The organism is uncultured Eubacterium sp., assembly GCF_934561735.1.
In the GTDB taxonomy this organism is placed as follows: domain Bacteria; phylum Bacillota; class Clostridia; order Oscillospirales; family Acutalibacteraceae; genus Eubacterium_R.
In genome coordinates, this window is the sequence record NZ_CAKTGT010000011.1 from 24,089 (window position 1) to 43,443 (window position 19,355).

Consider the following 19,355-nt stretch of genomic DNA (forward strand, 5'->3'; position numbering starts at 1 on the left):
CTCCGTAAGTTTTAATCGTTCTTCTTATTTATAAGGAACAAGTCTCTTGCATTGCTTCTGATTTGTTACATCGGCAACTGCTGTCTTGCGAAGATTTCTCTTGCGCTTTGTTGTCTTTTTAGTAAGGATGTGTGAAGTGTAAGCGTGAGCTCTCTTTACCTTGCCACTCTTAGTTGTCTTAAAACGCTTCTTAGCGCCGCTGTGTGTCTTAATTTTTGGCATAGTTATTTCCTCCGTTAAAATTAATTACTTTGTCTTTGGGGACATAAACATAAGAATTTGGCGTCCCTCAAGCTTTGGTTTTTTATCAATATTTGCTTCATCTGCAAGTTGGTCGGCAAATCTTTGCATATTGGTTTCACCAAGTTCAGGGTGAGCCATCTCTCTGCCGCGAAGGCGGATAGACACCTTGAGCTTGTCGCCCTTTGCAAGGAACTTGCGAGCTTGGTTAACCTTTGTGTTAAAGTCGCCGATGTCGATGTTGAGCGAAAGTCTGATTTCCTTTGTTTCAACAGTCTTTTGCTTCTTGCGATTTTCCTTTTCACGCTTAGTTTGCTCATAGCGATATTTTGAATAGTCCATAATTTTTGCAACCGGCGGCTTAGCCATAGGAGCAATTTTTACAAGGTCAACGCCCTTTGCGTCAGCAAGAGCCTGTGCCTCTTTTGCGCTCATAATGCCCAATTGTTCGCCCGTGTCAGAAATTACTCTTAATTCCTTATCCCTGATTTCGCCGTTAAGCTGTGGAGCATCTTTGCTGATAAAAAACACCTCTTTAAAAAAATAAATAAGTACAAACGCAAAACGCCTGTACCCAATAATCATAAAAATTATTGCCCTTTTTACTTCACGCTGAAGGGGAGAACATACGCTCTGCTTTGTTGTGCAAATAATATAACATATCGCAAGCCGAATGTCAAGACTTTTTCTTTACAAATATTTTCGGCAGAAAAAACGCTGTAAGACAAAAGCCTACAGCGTTTTATTTTTACAACAACGCAATCATTATATTACTGAGATAGTTTACTCCCAAGCCGGTTGTTGTGGCTAAAACAATCACCAAAGCGTATGCGGCAACAACCATAATGATTTGTGCCCAAATGAAGTTCTTTTTGTTTTTGTTTGTGTTTGGGCTGACAAGCCAAACAATCCAACAAATGATGTTTACAACAGGAATTGCCGAAAGAACGAACATCAGGATATACGAGCCGATGCTCATAACCTCTGTTGTCGGGTCATACGGCTGTTGATATATCGGTTGCTGATATTGCGGCTGATACGGTTGTTGATACGGCGGTTGGTTTGGATTTTGATTAGGTTGATAATACTGATTGTTATAATCTTCCATATTTACCCCTCCTGTTCATTTGTTCAAAGAAATTTACAGCCCGGTGTTTTCTGCAATATATTTGCGAGCCTTTACGGCATATTCAAACGGATTTGCTTTTGCAGGGTCTTGCTCTGCTTCAACAACAACCCAGCCCTCATAATCGGCTTCGGCAAGAATATCAAAAATCGGCTTGAAATCCACATCTCCGTCACCCGGAACAGTGAATACACCTGCTCTTACTGCATCAAGGAACGACATATGATTTGGCACAACTTCGTTGTTATATACATCAAGACGAACATCTTTAAGATGAACATGCTTGATTCGGTCAACATACTTTTTAAGCACGGGAACAGGGTCGATACCTGCAAATGTAAGGTGACCGCTGTCAAAAAGAAGATACACAAGTTCAGGGTCTGTAAGTTCCATAAGCTTGTCGATTTCTTCAACGGTTTGAACACCTGTACCCATATGATGATGCACGGTGAAATACATACCCTTGCTTTTTGCATACTCGCCCATTTCGTTGAAACCTTTGGCAACAACTGCCCATTCTTCATCGGTATAATACGGCTTTTCGTCAAGGATTGATTTTGTCAAATCGCCCTGAATTGAATTGCCCTGCTCGGAAGCACCGATAACCTTTGCACCGAGCTTATGGAGCTTGTCGCAATGAGCCTTGAAAGCCTCGATAGTTTCCTCATAAGGCTTTGAAGTGAGATATGACGAGAACCACGCATTGCAAATTTGAAGTCCTCTTATATCAAGATAATGCTTGAGCACATCCGGGTCGGACGGATATTTGTTGCCGATTTCGCTGCCCTTAAAGCCTGCAAGTGCCATTTCGGAAATGCACTGTTCAAAAGTGTTTTCCGCACCCAAATCGGGCATATCATCATTTGTCCAACCAATCGGTGCAATAGCCAATTTTACTTTGTTAGGATTAAGCATCTTTTGTTCTCCTTAATATTAATAATCAAAAGTTTGTGCAATGTGCTTTTGCATATCATCATACGCCTCGGCAACCCTCTTGCTCTTTGACACTTCGGCAACGCCTACTCTCCACCACGATTCAAAGCCCGGTGTCATGGTTTTCGGAAGCACCTTGATGTCGAACAAAACGGTTTTATCCTGCTTTTTGGCATCTTCAAGAGCCGCTTTTAATTCCGCAGAAGTGCGAATTGTGTATGCCTTTGCACCGTAGCCCTCTGCGATTTTTGCAAAATCAACAGCAATTTCGCCGCCGTCAAGCATACCTGTTTTTGGATTTCTTGCACGGAACACGGTACCGAAAGTATCCGTGCCCTGATTGTTTTGTAAATTTTCGATACAGCCCCAACCGAGATTATCAAAAAGGCAGATATTAATTTTCAAGCCCTCTTGAATAGCTGTATAAAGTTCGCTGTGCCCCATAAGGAACGAACCGTCGCCGCAGAAGGTGTACACCTCTGCTTCGGGTTTTGCAAGTTTTGCACCGAGTGCACCGTTGACCTCGTAACCCATATTGGAATATCCGTATTCCATATGATAAGTTCTTGTGCCGTTAGGTCTGAAAAGTCTTTGCATATCGCCCGGCAGTGAGCCTGCCGAACCGAGTGCAATGTCGCCCTCGCTCATAAATTCATTGATAATACCGAGTGCAAGAGTTTGATTAAGTCCGCCCTCAAGCTCGGTTGAATAATATTCGTCAACAATAGCGTCCCACTCTTTTTTGGCGTCTGCAATTTCGGTTGTATATACGGTCTTATATCCGTCAAGCGACTCAATAAGAGCCGTCAAGGTTTCCTTGGCATCGGCAACGATTGCCTGAGCATCCATTTTGTATGCGTCAAACGGGCAAATGTTTATGCCGAGAACCTTTCTGTCCTCGTTAAACAGCCACTTTGACGAAGTGGTAAAATCCGTAAATCTTGTGCCGACACCGATAACAAGGTCCGCATCTCTGCCGATAACATTAGCGGCTTTGCCGCCCGTTACACCGATACCACCCAAATTGAGCGGATGATTCCACGCAATAAGTCCCTTGCCTGCCTGAGTTTCGGACACAGGAATGTTGTATTTTTCGGCAAGAGCCTGAAGTTCTTTTTCGGCACCTGAATATCTTACACCGCCGCCGCAAACGATAATCGGTTTTTTAGCCGCCTTAATCATCTGTGTTGCACGGTCAAGCTGTGAAGCACTTACAGGTCGTCTGTCAATATGCCAAACTCGTTTTTGAAGGAAGTGCTCCGGATAATCATATGCCTCGCCCTCAACATCCTGAGGCATTGCAAGGCAAACCGCACCTGTGTCGGCAGGGTCGGTGAGCACTCTCATAGCGTTTAAACAAGCCGTCATAAGCTGCTCCGGACGAATAATTCTGTCAAAATAATGGCAAACGCCCTTAAATGCGTCCGTTACGGTTCTGCCGTAATTGTCAAAAAATTCTGCCTGCTGCAAAACAGGATCGGGTTGACGACAGGCAAAGGTGTCACCCGGCAGAACAAGAAGCGGAATTCTGTTTGCCGTTGCACAGCCGCAGGCTGTTACCATATTAGTTGCACCCGGACCTATGGACGAAACGCAAGGAATAATTGCCTTTCTATCCATTTGTTTTGCATAAGCAACAGCGGCAAGAGCCATATTCTGCTCGTTTTTGCCCTGATAAAATTTTAAGTTATGGCCGCCCTGTTCAAGTGCCTGACCGACTCCGACTACACAGCCGTGACCGAAAATACCGAAAATTCCGCTTACGAATTTTGATTCAACTCCGTCAACTTCTATGTACTGATTGTCAAGAAACTTAACAAGGGCCTGTGCCATTGTGAGTCTTTCTCGTTTCATACCGTCACCCCGTTATCAACATTCAATTTCTGAAAGTTTAACAGGACGGTGTTCGGCAACAGAAAGTTTAGCCGCCAAACCGAGGCGAAGTGCCTCCAAACCGTCGTTAACGGTTGTTTTTGTAGGAACATCATTTTGAACGGCATTGATGAATTCTGTCATTTCATCTGTAAACGACTGCATATATCTTTCAAGGAAGAAATAAAGCGGTTTGTCGGTACGGTTGCCGTCATCATTGATATAGGAAACATTTGTAGGTGTGTCGTTTGCTGCGGAAGCCTGACCGCCCGAGCCGAACACTTCAAGTCTTTGGTCGTAGCCGTAGCAAGCCTTGCGGCAGTTGTCAATAACACCGATAGCACCGCTCTTAAATTTGAGTGCAACAAGTGCCGTGTCAACATCTCCGGCTTCACCGATTGCCGGGTCAACCATAACGGTAGCGTTTGCGTAAACCTCTTCTACCTCGCCGCCGATAAAACGAGCCATATCAAAATCATGAACCGTCATATCAAGGAAGATACCGCCCGAAACCTTAACATACTCAATTGCCGGAGGTTCAGGGTCACGGGATGTAATTTTAATTGTTTGAAGATTGCCGAGTTTGCCCTCATTTGCAAGACGCTTGATTTCGGCAAAATTATGGTCGTATCTTCTGTTAAAGCCGATTTGGAGCTTTACCCCCGCTTTTTCAACAGCGGCGATAACCTTTTTAATCTTAGCAACCGTCAAATCAACAGGCTTTTCGCAGAAAATGTGCTTGCCTGCCTCTGCCGCTTCAACCGCAATATCGGCGTGTGTATCCGTTGATGAGCAAATGAGAACAGCCTCAATCTCCGGATTGTTAAGAATTTCGTGATAATCTTCGTAAGCGTTTGGAATGCCCAAATCTGCGGCAACCTTTTTTGCTCCGTCAACATAAATGTCCGAAATGGCAACTATCTCTGCCTGCGGAATGTGATAAGTAATTGATTTTGCATGAACCTGTCCGATTCTGCCGGCACCTATAATGCCCACTTTTAGTTTTTGCATAACTAATACCCCTTTAGTTTAAATTGGCAGAGTATCCCCTGCACATATCAAATTTATTTTATCACACAGCATAGTCATTTTCAATAAAATAGCTAATATAATAATATACAAAATTAGGCACAATAACATAGTAATAATACACAAAATTCACTGTTATTGAAAGGACATTTTAAAAATCAATTTGCAATAATAAAAAGGACAGGCAATCCTGTCCCTTTTACATTATTATTATATTTATTCTAATTTTCCGGCGGTGTTGAACGGGTAATACCTAAACATAACCTTGCCTATGAATTTGTCACGGGATACAAAATTTGTTGTTGTCCAATACCGTGAATCAACGGAATTGTCACGGTTGTCGCCCATTACAAAGTAGCTGTCCTCGGGAACAACAAAGGTTCCGTTGTAATTATCCTTGTTTTCAGGCGACACAAAATCATCACGAAGTTGCATTGTTTTGCCGTCCGTGCCGGTTACATAAACCGTGCCGTCAACAATATTGACCGTTTCGCCCGGAAGTCCGATAATACGCTTTACAAAAAGTTCCTTTTCATTATCGGGATATTTGAAAATCGCAATGTCAAATCTTTCCGGCTCGTTAAACTTATATTCAAGTCGGCTTGCGATAACACGGTCGCCCTTTTGGATAGTGTTGAGCATTGAGCCCGTAGGGATAACCGCATTTGCAAATATACAATATTTGAGAATCATTGCAACGATAAGCGCAATAATGATAGGTGCAAGGAATTCCAAAATCTCTCTTAATTTGGATTTTGGGGTTTCCTCCTCCTTAACTTCTGCATCGGGTGTTGTTTTTACTTTTTTACTCATAATTATTTTTCCTTACCGATTTTAAAAATCATAATTTCAAACGGCTTCATAACCAAATTCATTTTTGAATTGTAAGCATAGGTTTCGTCGGTTTCTTCAAGCGACTTGCAATAAACATTAAAGCGTTTTGCACCCTGCAAATCTTCAGGTGCACCCATAAGCTTGTTGAGTGTAAGAGTGAGCGAAGTTTCCTCATCCGTAGGATTGCGAAGTGCGATTACGCCATCATCACCGTCCCATGAAATGTAGCCGTAAATATTGTTTTCTTCAGGATTTCCGCCGATAAACTGAGCGTTTTGAAGAATGTGATAATTATCTTTTTGCCAATTCATAGCGGCAGCAAGAGAAGTCCACTTGCTCTCGTTCATCATATTAACGGACAAATGAAGTTCATTAAGAGCCTGACCTCTTACCGTGCACCAATAAATGTACTTTTCAAATTCTTCATCGGTATAATCAACATGTGCGGTGTTGCCGTAAATCGGCTCGTGATTATAGAGATTTTTAAGCGGAATTTGAAGTGCACGAGTGCAAAGGCAATCAAAATATCTTGCGTCACGATAGGTAATTTCCTTGTCTACCTGTGCCTGATTTTCAAGATTTTTTGCAAAGCCGATATCGCCGCTGTTTTGCACCCAAAGAGAGTTGACCCATTGAAGCCACCACGGTGAAACATTGACATAACAGGTCATATTTATCCAAATATCAGGCTTGGCGGCACGGAGTTTGTCATAAAGAGCAATCCATTTTTGCCACATATCGGTTGCGAAATACATATCCTCATAACCGCCCACCATATGGTCGTGCTTTTCATTCAAGCACGGCTTTAGGCAAAAGCCGTCAAGTTTCCAATAATCTATATCAAACTCATTTGTGGTTTCAACAAGGAAATCGCCGAGTTTTTCGATATATTTTGTTGAAGCAACGCAAATATCCCTTGCTTCCTTATTAAGATAACCGTTGCCGGCACGCTGATAACGCTTTGCGATTTTATCCGGACGGGTGTATCCGCCTCGAGGACCGAGCCACAAACCGAACTTTGAGCCCATTTCCTTGCAAAGTGCGGTGACATTTGTAAGCTTGTTAGGGAACTTTTTGTTAAACGACCAAAACCCTGCCTTAACATCAGGCCAGCCGTCATCAACAACATACGCCGCAAGCTCCGGAGCACCGTAATGACTGAGTTGCTTGTGAACCTCGGTAAATGAGGTCATAATGTTTTGCTCCGTAATATCTTTCATATAATCGTACCAGCTGTTGTACTGAAAGCGAAGCGGAGCCGGCACGCTGATTGACTCGATATACTCATAAAAAGCCTTGCGAACAGACGGCAATGTATTATCCTTACCGCCGCCCATAACGGTTACGGGGCATTCAAATCCTTTGCCGAGCGGCTTGCCGACAAAATATCTGATTGTGGCACTGCCGTGAAGAATTCTGTTTTCGGTAGCCGGGAATTCACAGCCGAAGAAAAGACTGTCGATATAAATCGGCTGACCGAGCATTGAATGAAACGCAGGAATTTCGCCGCCCTCAACAATATCAACGCCGAAATGAGTTTTTGAATTGATTATACCGATATTTTCAAGCTCAATAAAATCAACAACTCTGTCATCCGTTTGGTCAATGAAAATCTGCTTGCAAACGGTGTTGCCGTCCTTATGCACCCAATATTTCAAAGTAACCTGCAAGCCGTCGTTCTCTTCAAATCTGAAAACAAGCTTGTCATCCTCATAATCACTGTATTCAACGGACAAGCCCTTAGAGGACAGCTCTTTTCCGTCCGCAAAATGAACAACGAACTCCGTACCGTTGCCGTCCGGCACAAAATTCATACCGGAATATGTGTTTTTTATTTGAGAAGCATAGAATTTTTCATCTGTAATTTTAAACTCTCTTTTAAGTCTGTTACTTGTTAATTTAAACATACAAATCCCCTTTAGTTATATGTTTTACAGTTCTTTTTTTATTTCCTCAAGTGCCTTTGCAAGCTGGTCGGGGCACGATGTACCCTTAAAATTGCAATCAATTCCTTTAAGGTCATCGATTACCTCATCGATTTTTCTGCCCTTTACAAGAGAAGAAATGCCTTTCAAATTACCGTTGCAACCGCCTACAAAGCTGACGGAATTGATAGTTTGGTCTTTTTCATTTACATCTATGGTAATCTGTCGGGAACATACGCCCGACGGAATATATATTTTTTCCATTTAATCAATCTCCTTTTTCCAATCATTACTATTATACATATCAAAACGAAATATTTCAATAACAATTATACACTTTATTGTTAATAATATATAAATTAATCATTAGATACAGTTATCCGTATATAACATAATAGGCTGTTAACCTTTGAGCCTTTAATTTCATTGAACTGTTGAGAAAGGTTCTGAATTTCGTTTTCTTGCGAACTTTGCTGTACGATTGTACCGCTTGTGAGCAAAAAACGGAAAACGCCAAAAGTGCTGTAAGTTTGATACTTACAGCATTTTTAAACCCCTCCGTCAACACTTCGTGTTGCCACCTCCCCTTATAAATAAGAGGAGGCTAATTCGGTCGATTATATTTTGGCGTGTTTCAGGGGCTTTATCGGCAGTTCAAACAAAAGAAAAAAGACACACTGTTGTGTGTCTTTTGTGGCTCCCCCTGTTGGACTTGAACCAACGACAACTCGGTTAACAGCCGAGTGCTCTACCGACTGAGCTAAGGAGGAATGTCTTTCTCTCTCGAGTGCTTACACATAATATCACTTTATGAGAGAGATGTCAAGACTTTTTTTAAATTTTTTTTGCAATTTTTTTGAACTTAATATCTGACAAACACCGTCATCTCGTTTTCGCCGCGGTTTCCCCATCTGTAATACGGTACAAAAACAAGCTCCGTTTTCGTTTCGCAAGGTGTTTTAAATTCAAAATACAACTCATCATCCGCTTTTTGACGAAAACCTTTTGCAATGATTTTTTCGCCGTCAAATTCGGGTTTTGAATTTGCGTCTATACGAAGCATTTGCAAATCTTTACCGTTATCAACTTCTTCAAGGCAATAAACAAACGGACCTCTTGTTACGGCAACCTTGCCTGTGTTTTCTCTTACTCGGTTTGAACAGGTAATGATTTTCGGCTTTGCGGCAAAGCAAACCTCAATCGCCGTATGTTTTGCTATGTCAAAATAAGCATAGCCGTCCTTAACCCTTGCATTTTCAGAAAAACTGTAATCATCACACCAAGCAGGTATTCTTACAGCAAGGGCAAACGACTTTTTGGGAATTATTTCAATACACACCCTGCCGTCCGACACATAAGAGGATGTTATTTTTATATCAGCCGCACCGGTTTTGAATTCTCCGCCGATATATTGATGAACATACACCGTGTTTTCATTTTCAGTTATACAATACTCGCCTATCGACGAAAGAAGCCTTGCCAAATTAGGAGGACAGCAGGCACAACCGAACCACTTTTGTCTGACGGCTTTGACATGCTTTTTTCTGCTGTCTTTTTTGCAAGCTTCGGGCAAAACTTCCAAAGGATTGACATAAAAGAACCTGTCGCCATCATCGTTCATACCGGCTAGAATTGTGTTGTATAAAGCACGCTCCATAGTGTCGGCAATTTGTGCGTTCGGCGAAATTTCAAGCATTCTTCTGCCGAAAAACATCAAGCCGATTGACGCACAGGTTTCGCAATAAGCAAGGTCATTCGGCAAATCGTAATCAAACGAAAACGCTTCGCCGTCAACGGTTGAACCGATACCGCCTGTAATATACATTTTCTTTTTTGTAATATTATTCCAAATTCTTTTACACGCAGTATAAAGGTTTTCGTCATTAACTTCCTTTGCAACATCAGCCATACCGCTGTAAAGATAAACGCCCCTTACCGCATGACCGACAGCCTCGCTTTGCTCACGCACGGGCATATGTGCCTGATTGTAAACATAATCACTGCCGTCTGTTTTGATATTTCGTTCCTTGTCAAAATAAAACGGCTTTGTTCCACGCTCGTTTATAAAAAACTCTGCGGTTTTTAAATATTTTGCATTTTTCGTTACCCGATACAGTTTTACAAGTGCAAGTTCGGCAATTTCATGACCCGGGTAACCTCTTTTGCCGTTTTCGTTAAACACATCGCATATCAAATCGGCAAACCTAAGTGCCGCATCAAGCAACATTTTGTTACCTGTTGAACAATAAAACGCAACACCGGCTTCGGCAAGATGTCCAAAGCAATAAAGCTCGTGAAAATCCTTTAGATTTGTAAAAATTTTACTTTGGTCATTAATAATATACAGCGTGTCCAAATATCCGTTGTCGCACTGTGCGGAGCATATAAGTTCAATAAGTCCGCAGGCACGGTTGTACAATTCGTCATCCCAAGCGGTTGCCAGCGAATAAGCTACGGCTTCAAGCCATTTGTAAGCGTCCGAATCCTGAAAAACCCAGCCGTGAAAAGCGTTTTTGTCCGAATTGCTTTCGTCATAATGCCACTTATCAACAGGGTAAACGGGCAAAGATTTATCGTTTTTTTGAGCCTTAACGACTTTACTCGCCTTTTTAAAATTTTCTATGCAATAACTTTTTTCGGCATTTTCAATTTTGTCATTAAGTGCTTCGTATTGATAAGGAATCACCTTTTCACGCACTTTTTTCTGCATAACGCTCCAAAAGTCATCATTTATGTGTACATTTTTAAAATCGATATGATTTGAAAACGAGCATTTATCCATACGTTACTCACCGGTTCTATATAATATGTATATAAATTATAGCCTTTGCACACTTGAAATGCAAGAACAATAATGTTAAACTAAAAACAATACCGAAAAAGGAGACAGGGATATGGCTGACAGCGAACTGCAAATTTTGCGTAAAAAAATAAAAGAACAATACAAAATTGCGGGAAGCGAAAATTTGAGCGATTCACAACTGCTTGAAGCTGCACTTACGGTATCACTGCCACAATGTGACGGCAAAGAAATCGTAAAAAGCCTTTTGTCGGAATATTCATCTCTCAGCAACATCTTTGCCCTTTCACCTTTGCAGCTTATGAAAACGGATAAGCTTACCGAATCCGCCGCTGTTTACCTGTCGCTTGCACACCATATCAAAGAAAGAACAGAACTTGCAAAAAACAAGCAGATAACGGATTTTTCAAGCACAAAATCCATTGTTGAATTTTCAAGAAATATGCTGTCGCTTCAAAGCACAGAAAGAGTGGTGCTTGTTACTCTTGACAGCAAACGAAAATTAATAAAAGCAAAATACATTTCACAAGGTACGGCAAATTTTGCAAATGTTATGCCTGTGGAAATATCCAAACGAATAATTGACGACAAGCCGAGCTATGTTTTTGTTGCACACAACCACTTAATAAACACCTGCGTTGCCTCATTTTCGGACATTAATTTTACGATAAATCTTTCAAACTGGATGGAAGAATTCGGAATAAAGCTGATTGACCATATAATCGTCAGCAAAACCGAGGCAATTTCTATGGCGGCAGATGAAGATTATGCATTTATTTTTGATTGACAATGCATAACTATATTGATATTATAAATAATAGATAATTATATACGGAAGTGATACCAAATGAGAGATTTTGACAATCTTTGTGCCAACTGCTGGAACGAGCTTACAGAAGGCTCTGTTTGTGCCGAATGCGGTTACGACAACGACACACAAAACGACAGCGTTTACCTTAAAACAAAAACAACCATTGCCGACAAATATGTAATCGGCAATGTCCTAAAGGTTGAAAGCGATTCCGTTACCTATTCGGGATATGACGGACAGCTTGACAAACCCATTACAATAAGAGAATTTTTTCCAAAAGGAATTGCAAACAGATTTGATGACAGCGACGAACTTCATGTTCGCCAAAAATTTGTAAACGAATTTGCAAGATACAAAAAATCATTTTTCAATTTGTGGACAACCATGCAAAAGTTGCACAATTTGTCTGCCGTTGTGCCTGTTTATGACCTTGCGGAAGAAAACGGCACATACTATGCAATCATAGAAAATACCGAATCCGTTACACTCAGAGAATATCTGCTCAAAAACGAAGAAGGTCATATTCCTTGGGACACGGCAAGGCTTATGTTTATGCCTGTTCTCACAACAATTGAGGCACTTCATTCAAACGGTATAGTTCACGGTTCAATCACTCCTGACAATCTTGTTCTCTGCCGTGACGGCAAGGTTCATCTCACACCGTTTCCTATTACGGAGGCGAGCGACCAAGCAACCGCACTTGAATTCACCGAAAGCGATGGGTATACAGCCCTTGAGCAATATAACAACAAGCACAGAATTTGTGCCGCAACGGATATTTACAGTTTTTCTGCTTGTATTTACAGAGCACTTGTCGGCTCAAATCCGCCGTCGGCTCTTTCAAGAGAAGCAAACGACAAGCTGATGATTCCAAACACAATAGCAGAAAAAATCCCTATGCATGTCATCAAAGCACTTGTCGGCGGCTTGCAAATCTATCCGGAAAAAAGAGTTAAAACCATTGAAGATTTCAGAGAGCTTCTTGATGCCGCACCTACCGTAAAGGCAAAGGCAGCCGTTGAACAAGAAGATATTTATCAAAAAGGTGCAAAAGGCGGCTATCCGGAATATAACGAAAATAAAGGCGACAAAAAGCGTAAAGCCGTTGTTATTGTACTTGTGATTTTGATAATCGCAGCTATTGCCTCCGCAGTTTATGTTGTGCAGTTTTCAGGCTTAATCGGCAACGAAAAAGACAACACAACCACAACAGCCCCGGTAAAGACCTATCAGGTGCCTAACTTCTCGGGGGTAGGCTACACACAAAGCGATATTGAAAACAACGGTGCGTGGAACGAACAATTTAAGTTTACATTCCAAGGTGAATATTCGGCAAATACCGAAGAAGGCATTATTTTTAAGCAAAGCGTTGCCGCCGGCGAAACAGTAGACAAAGGTACAGAAATTATTTTAACGGTATCAAAGGGCATACAAACCCAAACCGTACCCGATGTAAGAGGATTGGTGCTTGAAGAAGCCACAAAACAGCTTGAAGACCTTGGATTTAAGGTAAGCACCGTTGAGGTGTACAACGACGGCACTCATATTGCAAACACCGTCAAAAACACCGACGCATCTGCTCCTGCCGCAGGCACACTTGCCGCCGTTGGCGAAGAAGTTATTCTTCAGGTCTACGGTGAAGCCGAACCAACAACGGCTCCTGCCGCAACAGACTCTGCGGAATAATTGATTTAAACATCATATTTATACTTTTAAAAGACATAATCTTTAGATTGTGTCTTTTATTTTCGAAAAAATTTGACTTTCGGTTTTAAATCTGCTATAACATTAATCGGTTACAAAAAGGTTACAAAAATTACAAGTTTGTAAAGGAGATTTTGTTATCAGTAGACTATCAGTAAAAATTATTTCTTCCGTGATGACTGCAATCATTGTTATGAGTGTCGGAACACCTGTATATGCAGGCTCGCTCCATCAGGACTACACGGGAGCAAAAACGGCTATTACCGGAGAATCACCGCTTACACAAAATACCTTTGATATTATAAAACCGGAAAGCAAAAGCGTTTTTAACATCAAAGCCGAAAATGTGGGTGAAACTCAGGCAAAAATCAAATGGTCGGGCGACAAGATTTACTTGGGCTACAACATATATATGTTTAACCCTGTAACGCATAACTTTGAAGAATATGCAACCACTAACCGAACCGATATTGCAATACAGAATTTGCAAAGCGACACAACTTACAAAATTATGGTGTCATCGGGCATTAATGACGAAACACTCGGCATTGTAAGTTTTAAAACAGCATCGCTCAAGCCACAGCTTGAAGTGATTGACGCTTCGGCAGACGGCGTTGAACTTGCCGTAAAAAACACCTACGACAAAGCAAAATTTGCCGTATACAGAAGTGATGACGGCAAACACTTTAACAAAATCGATGTTATCAAAGGCACAACCTCCTTTGTTGACAGCGATGTAAAAGAAAACGAGCAATATCAATACAAAACAAAAATGATTTCGGCTCACAAAGACAGAGTGAGCGACATTGTAGCTGCGGACATTCCCGAAAATATGGAACTTCCGGATGTATCGGGTGCAACAAAAACCTATGCTTATTATACGGCGGTAACCGCAAAGGGTTCTCCTCAATATGCACTTCTCAATTCCGAAGAATGCTATACAGACGAAGAAACCGGCATCCGTATGATAGGAGATTATTACTGTGTTGCCCTCGGCTCATTCTACGGCAGTACAATCGGCACAAGATATCGCATAACCTTTTCCACAGGCAACTCCATAAAAGTTATTCTCTGTGACCAAAAATCAAACAAGCATACCGACAGTAACCATCAGTATGCAGTAAAAAACAGTGACATTATGGAATTTTATGTTGAAAAAGAAAAGATTCCGTCGGGCATTATCGGCAACTACGGCAATCTTGAACAGTTTAGCGGCGATATTGTTAAAATAGAAAGATATTCGTTGTAAATCAACACACAGCTCTTCAATTTTGAAGGGCTGTTCGTTTTTGAAATGGACTAAACTCGTTTTGACGAACACTTCGTTTTGTGTTATAATATTATTATATAATGTATATAATTAATGAGGTGACATATATGTTTAAGGAAATTGAATTCAGCGAGGTCAAGGAGAATGTTGTTGACCTTATTGCAAAGCAGTGGGCACTTGTTACCGCAGGCGATAAAGACGGCTACAACACAATGACTGTATCATGGGGTGCAGTCGGTGAACTTTGGGGTGTTGACACAGCAACTGTTTATATCCGCCCGCAGAGATACACGGAGCAGTTTGTTGATAAAAACGATTATTTCACAGTCAGCTTTTATCCTGCCGAACTCAAAAATCAAATTCACGGCGTGTGCGGTTCAAAGAGCGGCAGAGATACAGACAAGGCAAAGGAAGCCGGAATAACTCCAGTATTTGACGAAAAAGCACCGTATTTTGAGGAAGCAAAGCTTGTTCTTGTTTGCAGAAAAACAGCCAAGGGCAAATTTGAGCCGACACAATTCATAGACAAAACCGTTGATGAAAGATGGTATCCGGAGAAAGATTATCACAACATTTACTACGGAGCAATCGAAAAGGTTCTTGTTAAAGAATAAAAATAATTATTGATTTATTATATTATTTATTGTATAATAACAAGACAGAGGTGCTTTTACACCTTCAGCGTAGCGTATGGGCCCTGTGCGACAGGATGCTACGAACCTTGTCAGGCGGGGAACCGAGCAGCAATAAGTGGATTATTCTGTGTGCCTCAGACAAGTCTGTACGTTACGTTGAGGGCGTAAAAGCATTTAATCATTTAAGGAGGTAAGCATATGTATCAGGTTTTGTACAGAAAATACAGGCCAAAGGTTTTTTCCGATGTTTACGGACAGGACCATGTTACCTCCACACTTAAAAACGAAATCAAAAACGGCAGAGTGTCGCACGCATATTTGTTTACCGGTTCTCGCGGAACAGGTAAAACCACATGTGCAAAAATTCTTGCCAAGGCTGTTAACTGCGAGCACAACATTGACGGTGAGCCTTGCAACGAATGCGAGGTTTGCAAAGGACTCGACAACGGCTCAATCTATGATGTTGTTGAGATAGACGCCGCTTCAAACAACGGCGTTGACAATATTCGTGAACTTCGTGACGAAACGAATTACGCTCCGAGCCGCGGAAAATACAGAGTATATATTATCGACGAAGTGCATATGCTCTCAACAGGGGCATTCAATGCCTTGCTCAAAACTCTTGAAGAACCGCCGGCACATGTAATATTCATCCTTGCAACAACCGAGGTGCACAAACTCCCTGCCACAATTCTTTCTCGCTGTCAAAGGTTTGATTTCAAACGAATTCAGCCCGAAACCATGGCGGTAAGACTGAAAGAGGTTGCCGGTCTTGAGGGACTCAGCCTTGATGATGATGCGGCTGTGCTTATCGCAAGAATTGCAGACGGTGCGTTGCGTGACGGTCTTTCCATTCTCGACCAATGTGCAGGCAGAAGCAAGGAAATCAATTCGGATTTGGTGTCCGAAGTTGCGGGACTTGCCGGCAGAGAGGCTATGTACAAGCTGTCCGATTGCATTGCAAACAGCGACAGCAACACGGCGATGTCGATTATCAGCGACCTTTACCAAAACAGCTTTGATATGGAGCGACTTTGCGTTGAGATGATTAATCATTTTCGTAACTTCCTTGTTGCGAAAACCGTGCGTAAAAGCCGAGAACTGATTATCTGCACGGATGATGAGTACAATACGATTTTGGAAGCATCAAAAAACTTTACCGTTGAAAACATTGTTTTTGCACTCGACCTGTTTCAAAACACATTGGTGACAATAAAAGGCGGTGCATCTGCAAGAATTGAAGTTGAAATGGCGTTCATCAAACTCTGTGAGCCAAAAATGGACGAGAGTATCGCTTCCCTTCTCGACCGAATTTCAAAACTTGAAAACGCAATTAAAAGCGGTGTAAAGGTTCAGCCGACGCAAACTGCTGTTCCTGCACCAAAAGAAGAATATGTGCCGAAGGAAGAACCAAAGCCACAACCAAAGGCAGAGCCGACACCTGAGCCGACTCCCGAACCCGAACCTACTCCCGTTGAGGAAGAACCGCCTGTTCAGGAGCAACAACCGGTTGTTGAAACTCCGCCTGTTGAGCACAGATCGGCACAGCCTGCTGCAAATCCAAACGAAACCGTGGAATTTACACAGTGGGGCAATTTTATGGATGTTTTGCACAGGACAAACATTCCGCTGTTTGGCGTGCTGAGCGGTTCAAAAGGCTATGTCAGAGGCGAGTTTTTCCTGCTTGACAGTCCGAATCCGGCAGTAAGAGATTTCATCAAGCTGCCGATTCATTCAAAATCCATCAAGGCGGCTTTGCTTGAAGTAACGGGTGTTCACTACAAGCTCGGACTTTTCAAGCGTCAAGCGGAGCAATCCGCACCAAAGCGTGACCCGCTTGAGGATTTAATCAATCAGGCACAGAATTCAATTAATATCGAATTTAAGTAATTTAATCAAGGAGAATATTATGAAAGCAAGAATTCCAAAAGGTATGGGCGGAGGCCCACAGAATATGCAGGCAATGCTCAAGCAGGCTCAAAAAATGCAGGAAGATATTGAAGCAAAAAAAGTTGAACTTGAGCAAAAGGAATATGTTGTTACTTCGGGCGGCGGAATGGTAGAAATCACCATGACCGGCAATCACGAAGTTAAGGCAATCGGCATCAATCCGGAGGTTGTTGACCCTGAAGATGTAGAAATGCTTGAAGATATGCTTGTTGCCGCTCTTAACGAAGTTACCCGTCAAATCGACGAGGAAGCCGAAAGAGAACTCAATTCCGTAACCGGCGGACTTAACATTCCGGGACTTTAATCTGAAAATACAAGAGGATAATTATGGCGTACAATCTTGCTCCGCTTCAAAATTTAATAGACCAATTTGAGCGGATGCAGGGCATCGGCCACAAAACCGCACAGCGAATGGCGTTTTATGTTCTCGGCTTGTCCGATTCACAGGCACAGGAGTTTGCAAAGGCAATCACCGACGCTCACACAAAAATCAAGCAGTGCAAAATTTGTTGTGATTTAGCCGATGATGATTTGTGCCCTATCTGCAAGGACAAAACAAGAGATAAAAGCGTTATTTGTGTTGTTGAGGACCCGAGAGATGTTGTGGCGATTGAACGCACGCACGAATACAAGGGTACATACCATGTGCTCCACGGTGCAATTTCGCCGATGGACAATATCGGCCCCGACCAAATACGCATAAAAGAACTTATTGCAAGGCTCGGAAGCGGTGAGGTTGAGGAAGTTATTATGGCAACCAATCCGACCGTTGAGGGCGAGGCAACCGCTATGTATATATCCCGATTGCTCAAACCTATGGGCATCACGGTCAGCAGACTTGCTTACGGCGTACCTGTCGGTGCAGACCTTGAATATGCCGATGAGGTTACACTTTCAAGGGCAATCGAGGGCAGAAGCGTAATTTAACAAAGAAAAGGAGTGACAGGCTTGGAGAAAAAAGAAAATAACACAGTTGCAACCAACAAAAAAGCCTATCACGACTATTTTGTTTTGGAAAAATACGAGGCAGGCATTGAACTTTTCGGCACGGAGATTAAGTCAATCCGTGCGGGCAGAGTTAATTTGAAAGACAGCTTTTGCAGTGTTGATGACGGCGAGATGTTCGTTATCGGTATGCACATATCACCGTACGAGATGGGCAACCGCTTCAATCGTGACCCGCTTCGCAAAAAGAAACTTTTGCTCCACAAAAAAGAGATTATGAAGTTGTTTGGCGAAAGTCAACAGCAGGGATTGTCGATTATCCCGCTTGAATTATATATCAAAAAAGGCAGAGCCAAGTTGTCAATCGGGCTCTGCAAAGGTAAAAAACTCTATGACAAGCGTGCCGTTCAGGCAAAAAAAGACGCCAACCGCACGATTGAACGAGAGTTTAAAGAACGATATTGAGTGCTCGGCACTTGAATATACGGGGATGAAAGGATTTCGACGGGGTCGGAAAACCTTGATCAGCGAGTAGCGGAGTTGCACCGCTTTAAAAGTAACAACTTTAAAATTAACTGACAATAATACAGTTTCTTTGAAGGCTGCGTAAGCACCCTTCCGTTCTCACCGATAGTGCCACGGATTGGATGAGGGCGTCGATTAGTGGCGAACATGAATGAGAGAGTGCTTCGGCTCTCATCAGGAATCAGAAGTTACCGTAGCGTATAGGCTGTTTGTCGCCGATGCGTGAGGGGAACCCCAAACGATAAACTACACTCGTAGAGCCCTTGGCAATCCGGTTTCGGACGCGGTTTCGATTACCGCCATCTCCACCAAAAAAGACACCTTGTTAGAGGTGTCTTTTTATTATAACAAAAAGGTAATCGAAACCGCATATAAGACTGCCGATGATATGGCTAATTCTTACTCGTTTAATGATACGCAAAAGAAATATTTAGCCGAATTGATGAGTGACAAAAACAACAAGCTTTGGGCGTCGCTTATTTACAACATCAGCGGAGTATCGGGTGGTAGCGGTATTGACATTAAAGACCTTGATTTTTCAAACGAAACGGTCAATGACACGCAGAAGAAAATCGTTGCAGTAGCGACAAACTCGGCAAAATACGGTATTTCTGCCCGTTCGGGTTACTGTCAGGCTTGGGTTGCAGATGTATATCAAGCTGTTACAGGTTCAAGAGGTTCTGCTCACTGTGCTTTATGTGCGGCAGATATGTGGGCAGTATCAAGCGACTTTTCTCAAATCCCTGTCGGTGCAAC

General features: G+C 42.2%; 18 protein-coding genes, 1 tRNA gene, 2 other RNA genes and 1 pseudogene. 11 read left to right on the forward strand and 11 right to left on the reverse strand.

Annotation, left to right across the window (positions count from 1 at the left end; genetic code table 11):
* Positions 1-24: 24 nt before the first annotated feature.
* The 11 genes from rpmI to Q0E08_RS08185 all read right to left on the reverse strand — a co-directional run bounded on the left by rpmI (position 25) and on the right by Q0E08_RS08185 (position 10,741).
* Positions 25-222 carry a 50S ribosomal protein L35 gene (rpmI, locus tag Q0E08_RS08135; RefSeq protein WP_078768793.1) on the reverse strand — a complete coding sequence of 66 codons (198 nt, stop codon included), beginning with the start codon at positions 220-222 and terminating at the stop codon, positions 25-27.
* A gap of 24 nt (positions 223-246) precedes the next feature.
* Positions 247-825: a translation initiation factor IF-3 gene (infC, locus tag Q0E08_RS08140; protein ID WP_294778625.1), complete on the reverse strand. Its 579-nt coding sequence runs from the start codon at positions 823-825 to the stop codon at positions 247-249.
* A 163-nt stretch (positions 826-988) separates the two neighbouring features.
* On the reverse strand, positions 989-1,348 hold the full coding sequence (locus Q0E08_RS08145) for a hypothetical protein (protein WP_294778626.1): 360 nt from the start codon (positions 1,346-1,348) through the stop codon (positions 989-991).
* A gap of 33 nt (positions 1,349-1,381) precedes the next feature.
* Entirely contained in the window at positions 1,382-2,281 is a 900-nt protein-coding gene (gene iolE / locus Q0E08_RS08150; protein ID WP_294778627.1) for a myo-inosose-2 dehydratase, read from the reverse strand.
* A gap of 18 nt (positions 2,282-2,299) precedes the next feature.
* Entirely contained in the window at positions 2,300-4,153 is a 1,854-nt protein-coding gene (iolD, locus tag Q0E08_RS08155) for a 3D-(3,5/4)-trihydroxycyclohexane-1,2-dione acylhydrolase (decyclizing) (RefSeq protein ID WP_294778628.1), read from the reverse strand.
* A 15-nt stretch (positions 4,154-4,168) separates the two neighbouring features.
* Entirely contained in the window at positions 4,169-5,182 is a 1,014-nt protein-coding gene (gene iolG / locus Q0E08_RS08160; protein ID WP_294778629.1) for an inositol 2-dehydrogenase, read from the reverse strand.
* 234 nt (positions 5,183-5,416) lie between these two features.
* The gene (gene lepB / locus Q0E08_RS08165; protein WP_294778630.1) at positions 5,417-6,013 is read right to left on the reverse strand and encodes a signal peptidase I; all 597 of its coding nucleotides are present in this window, start codon (positions 6,011-6,013) and stop codon (positions 5,417-5,419) included.
* A gap of 2 nt (positions 6,014-6,015) precedes the next feature.
* Positions 6,016-7,941 carry a hypothetical protein gene (locus tag Q0E08_RS08170; RefSeq protein ID WP_294778631.1) on the reverse strand — a complete coding sequence of 642 codons (1,926 nt, stop codon included), beginning with the start codon at positions 7,939-7,941 and terminating at the stop codon, positions 6,016-6,018.
* A gap of 24 nt (positions 7,942-7,965) precedes the next feature.
* Positions 7,966-8,223: a TIGR03905 family TSCPD domain-containing protein gene (locus Q0E08_RS08175; RefSeq protein ID WP_294778632.1), complete on the reverse strand. Its 258-nt coding sequence runs from the start codon at positions 8,221-8,223 to the stop codon at positions 7,966-7,968.
* A gap of 430 nt (positions 8,224-8,653) precedes the next feature.
* Positions 8,654-8,729, reverse strand: a tRNA-Asn gene (locus tag Q0E08_RS08180).
* 92 nt (positions 8,730-8,821) lie between these two features.
* On the reverse strand, positions 8,822-10,741 hold the full coding sequence (locus Q0E08_RS08185; protein ID WP_294778633.1) for a glycoside hydrolase family 127 protein: 1,920 nt from the start codon (positions 10,739-10,741) through the stop codon (positions 8,822-8,824).
* Between the two features lie 112 nt (positions 10,742-10,853).
* On the opposite strand from Q0E08_RS08185, the gene Q0E08_RS08190 reads away from it, so the two are divergent.
* The 11 genes and pseudogenes from Q0E08_RS08190 to Q0E08_RS08240 form a co-directional block, all read left to right on the forward strand.
* Positions 10,854-11,546 (forward strand): JAB domain-containing protein, encoded by a 693-nt coding sequence (locus tag Q0E08_RS08190; protein WP_294778634.1) that lies wholly within the window; start codon positions 10,854-10,856, stop codon positions 11,544-11,546.
* Between the two features lie 60 nt (positions 11,547-11,606).
* Positions 11,607-13,256: a PASTA domain-containing protein gene (locus Q0E08_RS08195; protein ID WP_294778635.1), complete on the forward strand. Its 1,650-nt coding sequence runs from the start codon at positions 11,607-11,609 to the stop codon at positions 13,254-13,256.
* A gap of 211 nt (positions 13,257-13,467) precedes the next feature.
* Positions 13,468-14,523, forward strand: a complete 1,056-nt coding sequence (locus Q0E08_RS08200) for a fibronectin type III domain-containing protein (RefSeq protein ID WP_294778636.1) — start codon at positions 13,468-13,470, stop codon at positions 14,521-14,523.
* 128 nt (positions 14,524-14,651) lie between these two features.
* Positions 14,652-15,158: a flavin reductase family protein gene (locus Q0E08_RS08205; protein ID WP_294778637.1), complete on the forward strand. Its 507-nt coding sequence runs from the start codon at positions 14,652-14,654 to the stop codon at positions 15,156-15,158.
* Between the two features lie 74 nt (positions 15,159-15,232).
* Positions 15,233-15,332, forward strand: an RNA gene (gene ffs, locus Q0E08_RS08210) — signal recognition particle sRNA small type.
* Positions 15,333-15,377: 45 nt separating this feature from the next.
* Positions 15,378-17,069: a DNA polymerase III subunit gamma/tau gene (dnaX, locus tag Q0E08_RS08215; protein ID WP_294778638.1), complete on the forward strand. Its 1,692-nt coding sequence runs from the start codon at positions 15,378-15,380 to the stop codon at positions 17,067-17,069.
* 19 nt (positions 17,070-17,088) lie between these two features.
* Positions 17,089-17,433, forward strand: a complete 345-nt coding sequence (locus tag Q0E08_RS08220) for a YbaB/EbfC family nucleoid-associated protein (RefSeq protein ID WP_290906225.1) — start codon at positions 17,089-17,091, stop codon at positions 17,431-17,433.
* 23 nt (positions 17,434-17,456) lie between these two features.
* Positions 17,457-18,056, forward strand: coding sequence for a recombination mediator RecR (gene recR / locus Q0E08_RS08225; RefSeq protein ID WP_294778639.1), 600 nt, complete (start codon positions 17,457-17,459; stop codon positions 18,054-18,056).
* A 21-nt stretch (positions 18,057-18,077) separates the two neighbouring features.
* Positions 18,078-18,539: an SsrA-binding protein SmpB gene (smpB, locus tag Q0E08_RS08230; RefSeq protein ID WP_288527941.1), complete on the forward strand. Its 462-nt coding sequence runs from the start codon at positions 18,078-18,080 to the stop codon at positions 18,537-18,539.
* A gap of 21 nt (positions 18,540-18,560) precedes the next feature.
* Positions 18,561-18,910: a transfer-messenger RNA gene (gene ssrA, locus Q0E08_RS08235) on the forward strand.
* Between the two features lie 77 nt (positions 18,911-18,987).
* Positions 18,988-19,355 (forward strand): annotated as a pseudogene (locus Q0E08_RS08240) (hypothetical protein); the annotation flags it as partial.